The organism is Agrobacterium sp. 22-210-1 (genome assembly GCF_053522525.1).
Map to the genome: position 1 here is coordinate 482,995 of NZ_JBNWCI010000001.1, position 13,940 is coordinate 496,934.

Here is a 13,940-nt window from a genome sequence, read left to right on the forward strand (position 1 = left end):
CCAGAACATGGTTATGCAGCCCATGCCAGTTGGCCGGGCAGCCGCGCTTTACCAATGTCGAAAGACGGTAAGGTGAGGAAAGTCCGGGCTCCACGGAAATACGGTGCCGGATAACGTCCGGCGGGGGTGACCCCAGGGAAAGTGCCACAGAGAGCAAACCGCCATGCCTTGCATGGTAAGGGTGAAAGGGTGGGGTAAGAGCCCACCGCGCCGCTGGTGACAGTGGTGGCAAGGTAAACCCCACCGGGAGCAAGACCGAATAGGGATGACACGGGACGGGCGAAAGCCCGTTTACAGCCGGTTTCCGGGTCCGTCATCCGGGTGGGTTGCGCGAGGCGGCATGCAAATGCCGTCCCAGATGAATGGCTGCCACGTTCCGGGTCAAACCGGAGCCATACAGAACCCGGCTTACAGGCCAACTGGCGAATTTTCCTGCCTGTGTGCGATGCTCCGCTGCTAATCCGGAGCATTTGCGGTGGTGATCACTTTCTGCGACGCGTGCTCACTCGGGTTTCTCGATACGGATGGGACGGGTTCCGACCGGGGCGCCGGTCACGCGGTCTATGGTGACGGGATCGATTTCCGTTCCGGTCTCAGCGTCGAAAAAACGGGTTACCTCACCGCCGCTGCGATGCTTGTTTCCCCATGCGCCAATTGCAAACAGCACCGGCAGAAAATCGCGGCCGGCTTCCGTCAACATATATTCGTAGCGTGGCGGACGATCGGAATAACGGCGTTTCACCAGTAATCCCTCTTCGGTCAGCGATGAAAGCCGCGCCGTCAGCATCGTCGGCGCGATGCCGAGGCTCTTGCGAAAATCATCAAAGCGGGTGAGGCCCGCATGGGCATCGCGCATGATCAGCATGCTCCAGGCATCGCCGACAAGGGCGAGGCTGCGGGCGATGAGGCAGGGCTGGTCCGAGAGATTTTTCATGTCGATATCTTTTTAGTAGTGACTTTGTATCGATTTGATAGTAACTCAATGCTCATTGTTGTTCCATAACAAAATGAAAGTGGACGCAGATGAGCAAGACAGAACGCGGCATTACCCTGGTGACGGGCGCATCCTCCGGCATCGGGCTGGTTACGGCGCAGGCGCTCCGGCGCGACGGTTACCGTGTGTTCGGCACCAGCCGAAAGCCGATGCCGGACATTGAGGATGGAATTTCGATGCTGGTCTGCGACGTTACCGACGATGCGTCCGTACGGCGCGCGGTGGACGAGGTTTTGAGCCGTGCGGGAAGGATCGATCTTCTCGTCAACAATGCCGGGATCGGATTGCTGGGCGGTGCGGAGGAATCGACGACGGAGCAGGCGAAGGCCGTATTCGACGTCAACGTATTCGGCGTCATGAGAATGACGAACGCCGTCCTGCCCGTCATGAGGCGGCAGCGTCGCGGCCGTATCGTCAACCTCAGTTCCATCCTTGGGCTGATTCCCGCCCCCTATAATGCGCTCTACGCCTCGACCAAACACGCCGTCGAAGGTTATTCGGAATCCCTTGATCACGAAGTGCGGACGCAGGGCATCCGCATCGTACTTGTCGAGCCTGGCGTTACCCGCACCCCCTTTGAAGAGAACATCACGCGGCCTGACCGGCCGCTTGCGATTTACGATACCGTTCGCGCCGACGCCGAGAAACTGATGCGTGACGTCATTGGAAAGGGCGATGCCCCGGAGGTGGTCGCAAAAGTCGTTCTAGAGGCTGCCAATGCGGCATCGCCGAAACGGCGCTATACTGCCGGAAAAGCTGCGGGGCAGGCGCGCTTCATCCGCCGCTTCCTCCCTGAGTCCTTCGTCGACAGGAGCTTTCGGAAATTCAGCAGACTTGCCGATTGAGCTTTTATTGCCGGTGCCGCGTGCCGGCCGCAGAAACGAGAGTTAGTCCGATGAAATCATTTCTGATCGATCGCTACAAGAAAGGCGGCGCATTGCGGCTCGGCGAAATCCCCGAGCCGGAATTGCGCGCAAACGACATTCTGGTCGAAATCCGCGCCGCCAGCGTCAACCTTCTGGACAACAAGATCAGGGACGGAGATTTCAAGCTCATCCTGCCGTACCGCCTTCCGCTGGTGCTGGGCAACGATGTGGCGGGTGTTGTGATCCGCGCCGGCGCCAATGTCCGCAAATTCAAGCCCGGTGACGAGGTCTATGCCCGTCCGGACCAGGCGCGTATCGGGACATTTGCCGAGTATATTGCCATCGATGAGGCCGATGTGGCGATGAAGCCGAATAATCTGACCATGGAAGAGGCGGCATCCTTGCCGCTTGTCGCCTTGACCGCGTGGCAGGTGCTTGTCGAGCGGGCCAATGTGCAGAAGGGACAGAAGGTGTTGATCCATGCCGGCTCCGGCGGCGTGGGCACTATCGCGATCCAGCTTGCCAAACATCTCGGGGCTTATGTGGCCACAACCACGAGTACAGCCAACGTGGATCTGGTAAAAAGCCTCGGTGCAGACGTCGTGGTCGACTACAAGAAGGAAGACTTCGAAAAAGTGCTGCACGGTTATGATGTCGTGATGAACAGCCTCGGAAAGGACACGCTGGAAAAATCCATTGCGGTGCTGAAGCCGGGCGGTAAGCTGATTTCGATTTCCGGCCCACCCGATCCGGATTTCGCACGGCAGAATGGCTCCGGCTGGCCGCTTCGGCAGGTCATGCGCCTGTTAAGCCTTGGCATCAGGAGGAAATCGAAACGCCGGGGGATCGGCTATTCTTTTCTCTTCATGACTGCGAATGGCGGGCAGCTTGAAAAGATTACCGCTCTGATCGAGGCGGGCCACATACGTCCGGTGATGGATCGGATATTCCCGTTCGAAAAGACCAATGAGGCATTGGACTATATCCAGACCGGTCGTGCGAAGGGTAAGGTCGTCATTACGGTGAAGTGACGTTTCCGGTCCGTGGGGCCAGCAATTCCTTTTGCGGTTCAATTGCCGGGCAAATTTGGGGCCGATTCCCGGCCTATCGGGCGGCCCCTGAAGCCATCAGGCCTTTTGCCGAAGTGTTTCCGATGAAGTATGACGCTGCATCTCCGTCGCCGGTGGCGCAGAGCGCAATCGTGACGTGGCTTTCTGTCCATTCCGGCTGAGGCCGTGAGCCGGGCGAAGAGGCGCCTTCGTCCGGCCGGCGATCAAAAGTGGCGCCGCCGAAATCATTTCCTTGTTTCAAAACGGAAAAATGTCGATCTCACCGCGCTTTGGCGTGCCGTGAAAAAGCGCCTTTGCGGCCGAAGTAAACCATTCGTTAAACTTAACGGCTTATGAATTTCCGATGCGAAGTCGGTATCGTGCCGGCTTCTCCCATTGACGCCCATAGTGTCCCATGATATCCCAAACACACACCACACTGGGTCGTGTTTTTGACCCGCAATCGCTGAAACGAGTGAGGAGCCTGCAAGGGGCTGCTGCAGGGCATGTTGCCCTGGCGCTTGGCGATGTGTCGTGCGTACCGGTGTTGTCTGTGGGGCGGATGGTTCGTCTGGCGGATTGCGGTTTGGGCGAGTTGAGTAATGGACCGCTTTTTATCGAACGTAACGAACAGGATCGACGCCAAGGGGCGCGTTTCGGTTCCGTCTCCGTTTCGTTCGGTGCTGGTGAGGCGCGGTATCCAGGAGCTTTATTGCCTTCAGGATTTCGCTTTCCCGGCAATCAGTGTCGGCGGTCCGGATTTGCTGGAGCGCTACGAGCGGCAGATCGCATCCATGGATGCCTTCTCGCCGGAAGCGAACGCGATGTCGCTGCTGGTTCACGGCGGCGGTGTCTTCATGAAGCTCGACCAGGAAGGTCGGTTGATGGTGACGGATTTCGTGCGGGAATTTACCGGCATATCCACCGAGGTCACCTTCGTCGGACGGGCGGATCATTTTCAGCTTTGGCAACCGAATGCGTTTTTGGGCGCGCAGGCGGAAGCAAGAGCGGGGCGCGGTTTTTCGGCTGCTCGCCCCGCATAGGACGGGGACACGGAATGGCGGCGAATTCTGGCGGACGATCTTCTGATGCCGATAGCGGACCTCAGCGTCACATCCCTGTCCTGCTTCGCGAAGTCATTGCCGCGCTTGAACCCGCATCCGGAAAGATCATCCTTGATGGCACTTTCGGTGCCGGCGGTTACACCCAGGCCATTCTCGATCAGGGCGCCAACGTCATCGCGCTTGACCGCGATCCAACCGCGATAGCCGGCGGTCAGGCGATGGTTGCCGCCAATGGCGGCAGGTTAAGCCTCATTCAATCGCAATTTTCCGATCTGGCGAGGCACGCGCCGGAAGGCGGCCTTGACGGCGTCGTTCTCGATATCGGCGTTTCCTCCATGCAGATCGACGAGGCCGAGCGCGGTTTTTCCTTCCAGAAGAATGGCCCGCTCGACATGCGCATGTCCGCTTCCGGCGTTTCGGCGGCGGATGTCGTCAATCGCGCGAAAGTCGGTGATCTCATCCGCATCTTCGGTTTTCTCGGTGAAGAAAAACAGCCGGGCCGCATCGCCCGCGCCATCGAGAAGAGGAGGGCAGACGAGCCCTTCCGCACCACGCGCGATCTTGCGGGTCTCATCGAGATCGTCACGCCGCGCAAGGCGAAAGACAAGATCCATCCTGCGACGCGGGTGTTTCAGGCGCTTCGGGTTTTCGTCAATGACGAACTCGGCGAGTTGGCGCAGGCGCTTTTCGCCGCGGAGCGGTCCTTGAAGCCAGGAGGCCGCCTGGTCGTCGTCACGTTTCATTCGCTGGAGGACCGCATCGTCAAGAAATTCTTCTCCGACCGTTCGGGCAAGGCCGCCGGTTCCCGGCACCTGCCGATGGTCGAAGACAAGCCCGCCATTTTCGACAATATCGGCAAGCCGATGATCGCCGCCAGCGATGCGGAGGCGGAACTCAATCCGCGTGCCCGCTCAGCCAAGCTGCGGGCCGGTCTGCGCACGACCGCGCCAGCGCGCGCGGCGGATTTCTCGATCTTCGAGCTTCCCGATCTCGCCAGCCTTGAAAAGATGGGAGGCTGATATGCTGCGTACTTTCGATGTCATCTTGATGGGGGTCATGGTCGCGGCGGCCGTCGTCACCTATTCGATCAAGCACAAGGCCGATCTGAAGCTCGAAGAGGTCCGCAAGCTCGAGGCCGAAATCAAGCTTGAAAAGGATACGATCGATTTGCTGCGGGCCGACTGGGCGCTCTTGACGCAGCCGAACCGTCTGCATCGTCTGGTCAATGCCTATCAGGACGAGCTTGGTCTTTCGCCGACGCTGCCAACACAATTGGCGCAGCCGCGCGAGCTGCCCATGCTGCGCTCGCAATTGCCGCAACCGCCTGAGCCGGAAGGCATGAGCGTCGAGGATGTGATTGCCGCCGCCGTCAACGGTTCCAAGCCGGGCGCGACGCTTGGCGCGGCCACCAAAAAGAAATCGCCGCCGGCCGGCCAGATCGCCGCCAATGGCGCCCCGGTTCCGACGCCGCGGGCACGCGTTTCCCGTCCCCCAGCGGCTCCGGCCGTCTCCGCCGTTGCCGGTGATGAAACCGATGACATGGATGACACGATAACAGGATCGGTGAACCGCTGATGTCTTTTCTCTCCCGCGTCATGGTTTTGAAGAGCAAGGCTCATTTTTCCGCCAGCACGACCGGCGTTTATACCGACCATGCGGCTTTCGAGGGCGCCCGCAAGAAAAGGGCGGCGCAGGCGAAGAGCCGCGTCGGCCTGATCATTTTCGGATTCGTCGCTTTTTACGGCGTCGTGGGCGGCCGTCTAGTGCAATATGGCATGGCGGAACAAGAAACCGTTTCGAGCATCGCACCCGCAGACCGGCTGATGGCGTCGCGCCCGGACCTTCTCGATCGCAACGGCGAGGTTCTCGCCACCGATATCCGCACTGTCTCTCTATTTGCCGAGCCGCATCGCATTGTCGATATCGACGAGGCGATCGAGAAGCTGCGCACCGTTCTGCCTGATCTCGATCAGCGCGGCACCTATCAGAAGCTCACCTCAAATTCCCGTTTCCAATGGCTGCGTCGTCAGTTGACGCCCAAACAGCAGAGCCAGATTCTGGCGCTCGGTATTCCCGGTGTGGGATTCCGCCCGGAAAAACGCCGGTTCTATCCGGGTGGGCCAACGGCTGCCCATGTCGTCGGTCATGTGAACATCGACAATCGCGGCGTGGCGGGTATGGAGCGTTATGTCGACAATCAGGGACTTGCCGATCTGACGGCGCTTGGCATGACCAGCGATCAACCGCTGGAACCGGTAAAGCTTTCGATCGATCTGCGCGTGCAGTCCATCGTGCGTGAAGTCGTAACGTCGGCGATCGCCAAGTTCCAGGCAATCGGCGCTGGCGCCGTGGTGCTGGACGTGCATACGGGTGAAGTTCTCGCCATGGCCTCGGTGCCGGATTACGATCCGAACAACCCGGCCGAAGGGGCGAAAGAGGGCTGGCTCAACCGCATGTCGAACGGTACGTTCGAAATGGGGTCGACCTTCAAGTCCTTCACCATCGCCATGGGCCTCGATTCGGGTCGTGTGCGTCTGGGTGACAGTTTCGACGCCCGTTATCCGATCCGGATCGGTGGTTTCACCATCAAGGACTTCCACGGCAAGAACCGCGTTTTGTCGGTGCCGGAAATCTTCCAGTTTTCGTCCAATATCGGTACGGCCAAGATCGCCGACACCGTCGGCACCGAAGGCCACAAGGAGTTTCTGACGAAGCTTGGGCTTTTGACCCGCATGCAGACGGAATTGCCGGAGGTAGCGCTGCCATCGCAGCCGCGTGAATGGAAAAAGATCAACTCCATCACCATTTCCTTCGGTCACGGCGTTTCGACGACACCGCTGCAGACGGCGGTTGCCGGGGCTGCACTCGTCAACGGCGGCAAGCTGATCGAGCCGACCTTCCTGCCGCGCACCCGCGAACAGGCCGATATGGTGGCAAAGCAGGTTCTGAAGCCCACCACCAGCAAGGACATGCGCTTCCTGTTTGAATGGAACGGCGTGAACGGGTCCGGCCGCAATGCGCGCGTCGACGGTTTTAACGTCGGCGGCAAGACCGGCACGGCGGACAAGGTCGTCAATGGCCGTTATGTGCGCGACAAGAACTTCAACGCATTCCTGTCGGCTTTCCCGATCGACGACCCGCAATATGTGGTGTTGACCTTCATTGATGAACCGAAGACGGACAAGGGCAATGGCGCAGCACTCGCCGGCACGTCCGCAGCGCCGATGGTGCGCGATATCATCGCCCGCACGGCGGCAGTGCTGGGTGTGAAGCCGAAGTTCGGCAAGGATGGCTCGGCCTTGCTCGTGTCTTATTGATTGTTAGAGCTTATGATGTTCCGGCGATTCGCGCCGGGGGGACAAGACGGACACAGTCGATGAATTTGCGAGATATATCCGGAAACGCGTTTCCGGAATTGAAAGAATTGCTCCTGTCTGAGATCGGGGCGATCGAAATCGGGGGAATAACGGCAGACAGCCGCAAGGTTCAGCCCGGCAGCCTGTTCGTGGCGGTTGCGGGCACGAAGGCGGATGGTGCGGCCTATGTGAAGGACGCGGTTGCCAAGGGTGCGGTTGCCGTCGTTTCTGCACATGCGGCGCAAGCTGACGTGCCGGTGCTGGCCGTTACGGACCCGCGCCTCTATCTCTCCCTTGCCGCAGCCCGGTTCTACGGAAAACAGCCTGAAACCATGGTTGCGGTCACCGGCACGGCTGGAAAGACCTCGGTCGCCTCTTTCGTGCGGCAGATCTGGGCCTTTGCCGGCCATGCCGCCGCACAGATTGGCACGACGGGTGTCATTGCGCCCGGCCGCGAGGATTATGGCGCGCTGACGACGCCCGACCCTGTGACATTGCATGCACTTCTGGCCGAGCTTGCCTCCGAAGGCGTAACGCACGCTGCGATGGAGGCTTCGAGCCACGGCCTCGACCAGCGCCGCCTCGATGGCGTGAAGCTTGCAGCGGCCGGTTTCACAAATCTCGGCCGCGATCACATGGATTATCATCCGACCGTTGAGGACTATATGGCCGCGAAGATGCGGCTGTTCGACACGTTGATGGAAAAAGGTGCGCCGGCGGTGATCTTTGCCGACGATCCCTGGTCGCAGCAGGCGATCCGCGCCGCTGGTGATGCGGGCCTTGATATTCGCACTGTCGGCCGCAAGGGCGATTACCTGACGCTGAAACGGGTGGAGCATTTCCGTCATAAACAGATGATCGAAGTGCATCATGACGGCGTGATTTACGAAGTCGATATTCCGCTCGCCGGCGATTTTCAGGTGGCCAACGCTCTCGTGGCGGCCGGCCTTGCCATGTCCACCGGCGTTTCCGCCACTGTAGCGATGAAGGCGCTTGAAAAGCTGATCGGCGCTGCCGGTCGTCTGGAACTCGTGGGCCAGACGAAGAACGGCGCGCTTGCCTATGTGGATTATGCCCATAAGCCGGATGCGCTGGAGAATGTACTGACCTCGGTCAGACCTTTCACTTCAGGCCGCATCATCACCGTCTTTGGCTGTGGCGGCGACCGCGACAAGGGCAAACGCCCGATCATGGGTGAAGTGGCAACGCGGCTTTCCGATATCGTCATCGTCACCGATGACAATCCGCGCTCGGAGGATGCCGCAACGATCCGTTCCGAAGTCATGGCGGCGGCGCCGGGTGCTGTGGAAATCGGCGACAGGTCGCAGGCGATCCACCATGCGGTGTCGCTGCTTTCAAACGGCGATACGCTGATCGTCGCGGGCAAGGGGCATGAAGAGGGGCAGATCGTCGGTTCAGTGACACTGCCGTTTTCCGATCATGAACAGGTGCGCGCTGCGCTGGAAGGATTGAAGATTTGAGCTGGTTATGGACAGTCGCCGATATGATCGCCATCACGGCAGGACGCCCGGTGGGCAACCTGCCGACCGGAATCACCGGCATTTCCATCGACAGCCGGACCGTTAAACCCGGAGAGGCCTTCTTCGCCATCAAGGGTGATCGGGTCGATGGCCATGATTATACCAGCTTTGCCGTTGCAAATGGTGCCGGCCTTCTGGTCGTGGCCGAAGGCAAGCTGCCAGCGCTCGGCCGGCTGACCGTGCCGATGATCGTGGTGGAGGATGTTCTCGCCGCACTCGGCAAGCTCGCAATTGCAGCACGTGAAAGAACGTCGGCGCGCATCATCGCGGTGACCGGTTCGGTCGGCAAGACGACGACGAAGGAGATGCTTCGGCAGGCTCTGGAGCCGTCGGGCCGGGTTCACGCGGCGGTCGCTTCCTTCAACAATCATTGGGGTGTGCCGCTGACGCTGGCGCGCATGCCCGCTGATACCGAATTCGGCGTGTTCGAAATCGGCATGAACCATTCCGGCGAAATCCGCCCGCTGGTGAAGATGGTGCGCCCGCATGTGGCGATCATCACCACCATCGCTGCTGCCCATCTCGGCAATTTCAAGAACATAGAAGAAATCGCAGCCGCCAAGGCGGAGATATTCGAAGGTCTGGAGGAGGGCGGCTCCGTCATCCTCAACCGCGACAATGCCCAGTTCGAGCAGCTTGAAGAGGTCGCGCAGGAACAGGGCATCGAGCATGTTCTGACCTTCGGGCAGCATGCAAAAGCCGATTTCCGGCTTGCCGATTTCGAAAGCACGCCTTCGGGTTCAACCATCTGGGCGATCGTGAACGGCGAGACCAGCGAATTGCACCTGAACGTTCCCGGTCGTCACATTGCCGATAATGCCATGGCCGTGCTTGGTGCTGTTGCCGTGACCGGCGCCAATCTCGACCGGGCTTTTGAGGCGCTTGGAACACTCGAGGCGGTGAAAGGGCGTGGCCAGCGCCACCGCCTGACAATCGACGGCGGCTCCTTCCTGTTGATCGACGAGAGCTACAATGCCAATCCGGCCTCCATGCGGGCAGCGATTGCCGTGCTGGCGGAAACTGAAACGCAGGGCCACGGCCGACGCGTTGCAGTTCTCGGCGACATGCTGGAAATGGGTGAGTTTTCCGCGCAGCTGCATGAGGAGCTGGCCGGGCCGTTGCTTGCGGCGGGTATCGAACATGTCTGGCTGGCGGGAGAGGCGATGGCCGCTCTTCGCGATGCGTTGCCGGACAGCGTCACCGTCATCTGGTTCCCGACAACAGTGGAACTCACCGATTTCGCCCTGCAATGGGTGCAACCGGGAGACGCGCTCATGGTAAAATCGTCACTGGGGCTTGGTTTCGGCAAGATTGTCGCCGCCCTGCTTGACAAGTATCCGGCATTCCCCGAGACGGAACGCCAAGTCTGAAATAGCCTTTTGAAAGGGCAAATATGCTGATCTGGCTCGTCGAACTGTCGGATAAAGTTCAAGTCTTCAACCTCTTCCGGTACATCACCTTCCGGGCGGGTGCCGCAATGTTCACCTCTGCGTTGATCGTCTTCCTGTTCGGACCGGCAATCATCAACTCGCTGCGCGTTCGCCAGGGCAAAGGCCAGCCGATCCGCGCCGACGGGCCGCAGACCCATTTCAAGAAGGCCGGTACCCCGACCATGGGCGGGCTGATGATCCTTGCGGGTATTCTCGGCGGTTCGCTGCTCTGGGGTGACCTGTCGAATGTCTATGTCGTCGCCGTTTTGATGGTGACGCTCGGTTTCGGCGCAATCGGCTTCTACGACGATTATCTCAAAGTGACGAAGCAGAGCGACAAGGGCTTTTCCGGCAAGGCCCGTCTCGGCATCGAATTTGTGATCGCGGCGATTGCCGTGTTCTTCATGATGAAGATGGCGCTTGCTTCCGCGCCGCATGGCGGCACGCTCGGCAGCTCCATCGCCTTTCCTTTCTTCAAGGAATTCGTGATCAATCTGAGTTATTTCTTTGTGCTGTTCGGTGCTTTTGTAATCGTCGGTGCCGGCAATGCGGTGAACCTGACGGATGGCCTCGATGGTCTCGCCATCGTGCCTGTGATGATCGCTGCCGCCACCTTCGGCGTGATTGCCTATCTCGCCGGCAACGCGGTTTTCGCCAACTACCTGCAGATCAATTTCGTTCCCGGCACCGGTGAACTCGCCGTCATCGTCGGTGCGGTCATCGGCGCGGGCCTCGGTTTCCTGTGGTTCAACGCGCCGCCCGCCGCCATCTTCATGGGCGACACGGGTTCGCTGGCGCTCGGCGGCCTCATCGGCTCCATCGCCGTCGCCACCAAGCATGAGATCGTCATGGTCATCGTCGGTGGCCTGTTCGTCATGGAGACGCTGTCGGTCATCATTCAGGTGTTCTGGTTCAAGCGCACCGGCCGGCGCGTTTTCCTGATGGCGCCGATCCACCACCATTTCGAGAAAAAGGGCTGGACGGAAAGCCAGGTGGTTATCCGTTTCTGGATCATCTCCGTTGGCCTCGCGCTGCTCGGCCTCGCCACCCTGAAGCTGAGGTGAGCGATGATCCCGGTCACGTCGTTCAAAGGTAGGAAAATCGCTCTCTTCGGGCTTGGCGGTTCAGGTCTCGTCACGGCCCGGGCGCTGGTTGCCGGTGGTGCGGAAGTCGTCGCTTTCGACGACAATCCCGACAGCGTTGCGAAGGCGCAGGCCGAAGGCATCACGACGGCGGACCTTCGAACGATAGACTGGCCCTCGTTTTCTTCCTTCGTGCTGGCGCCCGGCGTGCCGTTGACGCACCCAAAGCCGCACTGGTCGGTGGACCTTGCGAAAGCAGCGGGCGTTGAGATCATCGGCGATATCGAGCTTTTCATTCGCGAGCGCCGCGCCCATGCGCCGGATTGCCCCTTCATCGCGATTACCGGCACCAACGGCAAGTCCACGACGACGGCGCTGATCGCCCATATTCTGAAGGCATCCGGCCGCGATACGCAGCTTGGCGGTAATATCGGCACGGCGGTGCTGAGCCTTGATCCGCCGAAAGCGCAGCGTTTCTATGTCGTTGAATGCTCGTCCTATCAGATCGATCTCGCGCCTACGATCAATCCGACCGCCGGTATCCTGCTCAATCTGACGCCCGACCATCTCGACCGGCACGGGACGATGCAGCATTATGCCGACGTCAAGGAACGGCTGGTGGCGGGTAGCAACACTGCGATCGTCGGTGTGGATGACAGCCATTCGACGCTGATTGCCGACCGTATCGAACGCGCTGGCGTGAAGGTCGAGCGTATTTCCAAGCGCAACGTCGTTTCCGAAGGTCTTTATGCCGAAGGCAGCCGCATCCTGCGGGCACATGGCGGCACGTCGTCGCTGCTGGTCGATCTCGACGGTATCCAGACCCTTCGCGGCAGCCACAATGCGCAGAACGCTGCGGCGGCAATCGCCGCCTGCCTTGCGGTCGGCGTTTCCGAAGACGAAGTGCGCGCCGGTCTCAAATCTTTCCCGGGCCTCAAGCATCGCATGCAGCCGGTTGGACAGCGTGGCAACGTCACCTTCGTCAATGACAGCAAGGCGACCAATGCGGATGCTGCTGCACCGGCGCTTTCGAGTTTCGACCGCATCTACTGGATCGCCGGCGGTCTGCCCAAAGCGGGTGGTATAACCAGCCTGTCGCCGCTGTTTTCGCGCATCGCCAAAGCCTATCTGATCGGTGAAGCGGCGGCGGAGTTTGCCGCGACACTCGGCGAGGCGGTGCCATACGAAATATCCGGCACGCTGGACAAGGCTGTGCAGCATGCGGCGGCAGATGCGGAGAAAGATGCAACGGCCGGCAATGTCGTTATGTTATCCCCGGCTTGCGCAAGCTTCGATCAATATAAGAACTTTGAGATCAGAGGTGATTCGTTCGTCGCACAGGTTGCGGCGCTCGACGGCATGACGATGCTCGTTCACTCTGGAAAAGGGGGCTGAAGGCCATGGTAAGCCGAGTTGATCGCGGTCCGGTTGCGGAATGGTTCTGGACTATCGACCGTTTCTTTCTGGCGGCGTTTGTCGCGCTGATGGGCATCGGCCTGATGCTGTCCTTTGCGGCGTCGCCTGCGGTTGCCGAGCGTATCGGCCTCAACAGCTTCTTCTTCGTCGAACGCCAGGCGATGTTCATGGTGCCGTCTCTGGCGATCATGGTCGGCCTGTCTTTCCTGTCGCCCCGTCAGGTGCGGCGTGTGGCGGTCATCATGCTGATCGCTTCGCTGCTGATGATGATCTTCGCGCTGTTCTTCGGTATCGAGGTCAAGGGTGCACGGCGCTGGATTTCCATCGGCACCTTCTCGATCCAGCCGTCGGAATTCATGAAGCCGGCCTTTGTGATCGTCTGCGCCTGGCTGTTCGCCGAACGGGCGCGTCACCCGGAAATTCCCGGCAATCTATTCGCCATCATCACTTTCGGCATCGTGGCGGCACTTCTGATCGCCCAGCCGGACTTCGGCCAGACGATCCTGACCTCGGTGGTCTGGGGCGGCATGTTCTTCATGGCGGGCGTGCCGTGGTTCTGGATCATCATGCTCGGCGGTGTCGGTGTCGGCGGCATCATCTCCGCCTATCTGATGCTGCCGCACGTGGCCGGCCGTATCGACCGTTTCTGGACCGGCGAAGGCGATACGTTCCAGGTGGATACGGCGCGTGAGGCGATCATTCGCGGCGACTGGTTCGGGCGCGGACCGGGCGAGGGCATCGTCAAGCGCATCATTCCCGACAGCCATACCGACTTCATCTTCTCGGTGGCGGCGGAAGAATTCGGCATCATCTTCTGCATGTTCCTGGTGGCCATCTTCGCCTTCATCGTGCTGCGCGGCCTGTCGCACGCCTTCAAGGAAAAGGACGATTTCTGCCGTTTTGCCGTCGCCGGTCTCGTGCTGCAGATCGGCATGCAGTCGATGATTAATATCGGCGTCAATCTGGAGCTGATGCCCGCCAAGGGCATGACGCTGCCTTTGATTTCCTATGGCGGTTCGTCGATGATGGCGATCTGCGTGACCGCCGGCTTCCTTCTGGCGCTGACACGCCACAGACCCGAAAAGCGGGCGCAGGAGCGGAGTTTCTTCCGCGTCGGTTCCGGCGTTCCCGCGGAGTAAACG

General features: G+C 60.1%; 12 protein-coding genes and 1 other RNA gene. 12 read left to right on the forward strand and 1 reads right to left on the reverse strand.

Annotation, left to right across the window (positions count from 1 at the left end; genetic code table 11):
* Positions 1-25: 25 nt before the first annotated feature.
* Positions 26-427: RNase P RNA component class A (gene rnpB, locus ACQZ5F_RS02350), an RNA gene on the forward strand.
* Between the two features lie 75 nt (positions 428-502).
* Here the strand turns inward: rnpB and ACQZ5F_RS02355 are convergent.
* Complete coding sequence (locus ACQZ5F_RS02355; RefSeq protein ID WP_448731003.1) at positions 503-934, reverse strand: winged helix-turn-helix transcriptional regulator; 432 nt, start codon at positions 932-934, stop codon at positions 503-505.
* Positions 935-1,023: 89 nt separating this feature from the next.
* Between ACQZ5F_RS02355 and ACQZ5F_RS02360 the strand changes: the two genes are divergently transcribed.
* The 11 genes from ACQZ5F_RS02360 (at position 1,024) to ftsW (ending at position 13,937) form a co-directional block, all read left to right on the forward strand.
* Positions 1,024-1,839 (forward strand): oxidoreductase, encoded by an 816-nt coding sequence (locus tag ACQZ5F_RS02360; protein WP_225339121.1) that lies wholly within the window; start codon positions 1,024-1,026, stop codon positions 1,837-1,839.
* 50 nt (positions 1,840-1,889) lie between these two features.
* Complete coding sequence (locus tag ACQZ5F_RS02365) at positions 1,890-2,891, forward strand: NADP-dependent oxidoreductase (protein WP_225339122.1); 1,002 nt, start codon at positions 1,890-1,892, stop codon at positions 2,889-2,891.
* 620 nt (positions 2,892-3,511) lie between these two features.
* The gene (mraZ, locus tag ACQZ5F_RS02370; RefSeq protein ID WP_046798055.1) at positions 3,512-3,952 is read left to right on the forward strand and encodes a division/cell wall cluster transcriptional repressor MraZ; all 441 of its coding nucleotides are present in this window, start codon (positions 3,512-3,514) and stop codon (positions 3,950-3,952) included.
* A 14-nt stretch (positions 3,953-3,966) separates the two neighbouring features.
* Positions 3,967-4,992 (forward strand): 16S rRNA (cytosine(1402)-N(4))-methyltransferase RsmH, encoded by a 1,026-nt coding sequence (rsmH, locus tag ACQZ5F_RS02375; protein ID WP_225339123.1) that lies wholly within the window; start codon positions 3,967-3,969, stop codon positions 4,990-4,992.
* Position 4,993: 1 nt separating this feature from the next.
* Positions 4,994-5,548, forward strand: coding sequence for a cell division protein FtsL (ftsL, locus tag ACQZ5F_RS02380; protein ID WP_046798057.1), 555 nt, complete (start codon positions 4,994-4,996; stop codon positions 5,546-5,548).
* Entirely contained in the window at positions 5,548-7,290 is a 1,743-nt protein-coding gene (locus ACQZ5F_RS02385) for a peptidoglycan D,D-transpeptidase FtsI family protein (protein ID WP_046798058.1), read from the forward strand. The genes ftsL and ACQZ5F_RS02385 overlap by 1 nt, the downstream gene beginning before the upstream one ends.
* A gap of 59 nt (positions 7,291-7,349) precedes the next feature.
* On the forward strand, positions 7,350-8,810 hold the full coding sequence (locus ACQZ5F_RS02390; protein ID WP_225339124.1) for a UDP-N-acetylmuramoyl-L-alanyl-D-glutamate--2,6-diaminopimelate ligase: 1,461 nt from the start codon (positions 7,350-7,352) through the stop codon (positions 8,808-8,810).
* The gene (locus ACQZ5F_RS02395; protein ID WP_046798060.1) at positions 8,807-10,240 is read left to right on the forward strand and encodes a UDP-N-acetylmuramoylalanyl-D-glutamyl-2,6-diaminopimelate--D-alanyl-D-alanine ligase; all 1,434 of its coding nucleotides are present in this window, start codon (positions 8,807-8,809) and stop codon (positions 10,238-10,240) included. Before ACQZ5F_RS02390 ends, ACQZ5F_RS02395 begins: the two co-directional genes overlap by 4 nt.
* A 23-nt stretch (positions 10,241-10,263) precedes the next feature.
* Positions 10,264-11,364 (forward strand): phospho-N-acetylmuramoyl-pentapeptide-transferase, encoded by a 1,101-nt coding sequence (mraY, locus tag ACQZ5F_RS02400; RefSeq protein ID WP_046798061.1) that lies wholly within the window; start codon positions 10,264-10,266, stop codon positions 11,362-11,364.
* A gap of 3 nt (positions 11,365-11,367) precedes the next feature.
* The gene (gene murD, locus ACQZ5F_RS02405; protein ID WP_225339125.1) at positions 11,368-12,777 is read left to right on the forward strand and encodes a UDP-N-acetylmuramoyl-L-alanine--D-glutamate ligase; all 1,410 of its coding nucleotides are present in this window, start codon (positions 11,368-11,370) and stop codon (positions 12,775-12,777) included.
* Between the two features lie 5 nt (positions 12,778-12,782).
* A complete protein-coding gene (gene ftsW, locus ACQZ5F_RS02410) occupies positions 12,783-13,937 on the forward strand; it encodes a putative lipid II flippase FtsW (protein ID WP_046798063.1) in 1,155 nt (384 codons plus the stop codon).
* The last annotated feature ends 3 nt before the right edge of the window (positions 13,938-13,940 follow it).

What these genes read in the sequence shown, in the direction of transcription:
- mraZ (WP_046798055.1), top strand. Translation starts at nt 3,512, where the DNA reads ATGGACCGCTTTTTATCGAACGTAACGAACAGGATCGACGCCAAGGGG.
- rsmH (WP_225339123.1), top strand. Translation starts at nt 3,967, where the DNA reads ATGGCGGCGAATTCTGGCGGACGATCTTCTGATGCCGATAGCGGACCT.
- ACQZ5F_RS02360 (WP_225339121.1), top strand. Translation starts at nt 1,024, where the DNA reads ATGAGCAAGACAGAACGCGGCATTACCCTGGTGACGGGCGCATCCTCC.
- murD (WP_225339125.1), top strand. Translation starts at nt 11,368, where the DNA reads ATGATCCCGGTCACGTCGTTCAAAGGTAGGAAAATCGCTCTCTTCGGG.
- ACQZ5F_RS02355 (WP_448731003.1), bottom strand. Translation starts at nt 934, where the DNA reads ATGAAAAATCTCTCGGACCAGCCCTGCCTCATCGCCCGCAGCCTCGCC.
- ftsW (WP_046798063.1), top strand. Translation starts at nt 12,783, where the DNA reads ATGGTAAGCCGAGTTGATCGCGGTCCGGTTGCGGAATGGTTCTGGACT.
- ACQZ5F_RS02390 (WP_225339124.1), top strand. Translation starts at nt 7,350, where the DNA reads ATGAATTTGCGAGATATATCCGGAAACGCGTTTCCGGAATTGAAAGAA.
- ACQZ5F_RS02385 (WP_046798058.1), top strand. Translation starts at nt 5,548, where the DNA reads ATGTCTTTTCTCTCCCGCGTCATGGTTTTGAAGAGCAAGGCTCATTTT.
- mraY (WP_046798061.1), top strand. Translation starts at nt 10,264, where the DNA reads ATGCTGATCTGGCTCGTCGAACTGTCGGATAAAGTTCAAGTCTTCAAC.
- ACQZ5F_RS02365 (WP_225339122.1), top strand. Translation starts at nt 1,890, where the DNA reads ATGAAATCATTTCTGATCGATCGCTACAAGAAAGGCGGCGCATTGCGG.
- ftsL (WP_046798057.1), top strand. Translation starts at nt 4,994, where the DNA reads ATGCTGCGTACTTTCGATGTCATCTTGATGGGGGTCATGGTCGCGGCG.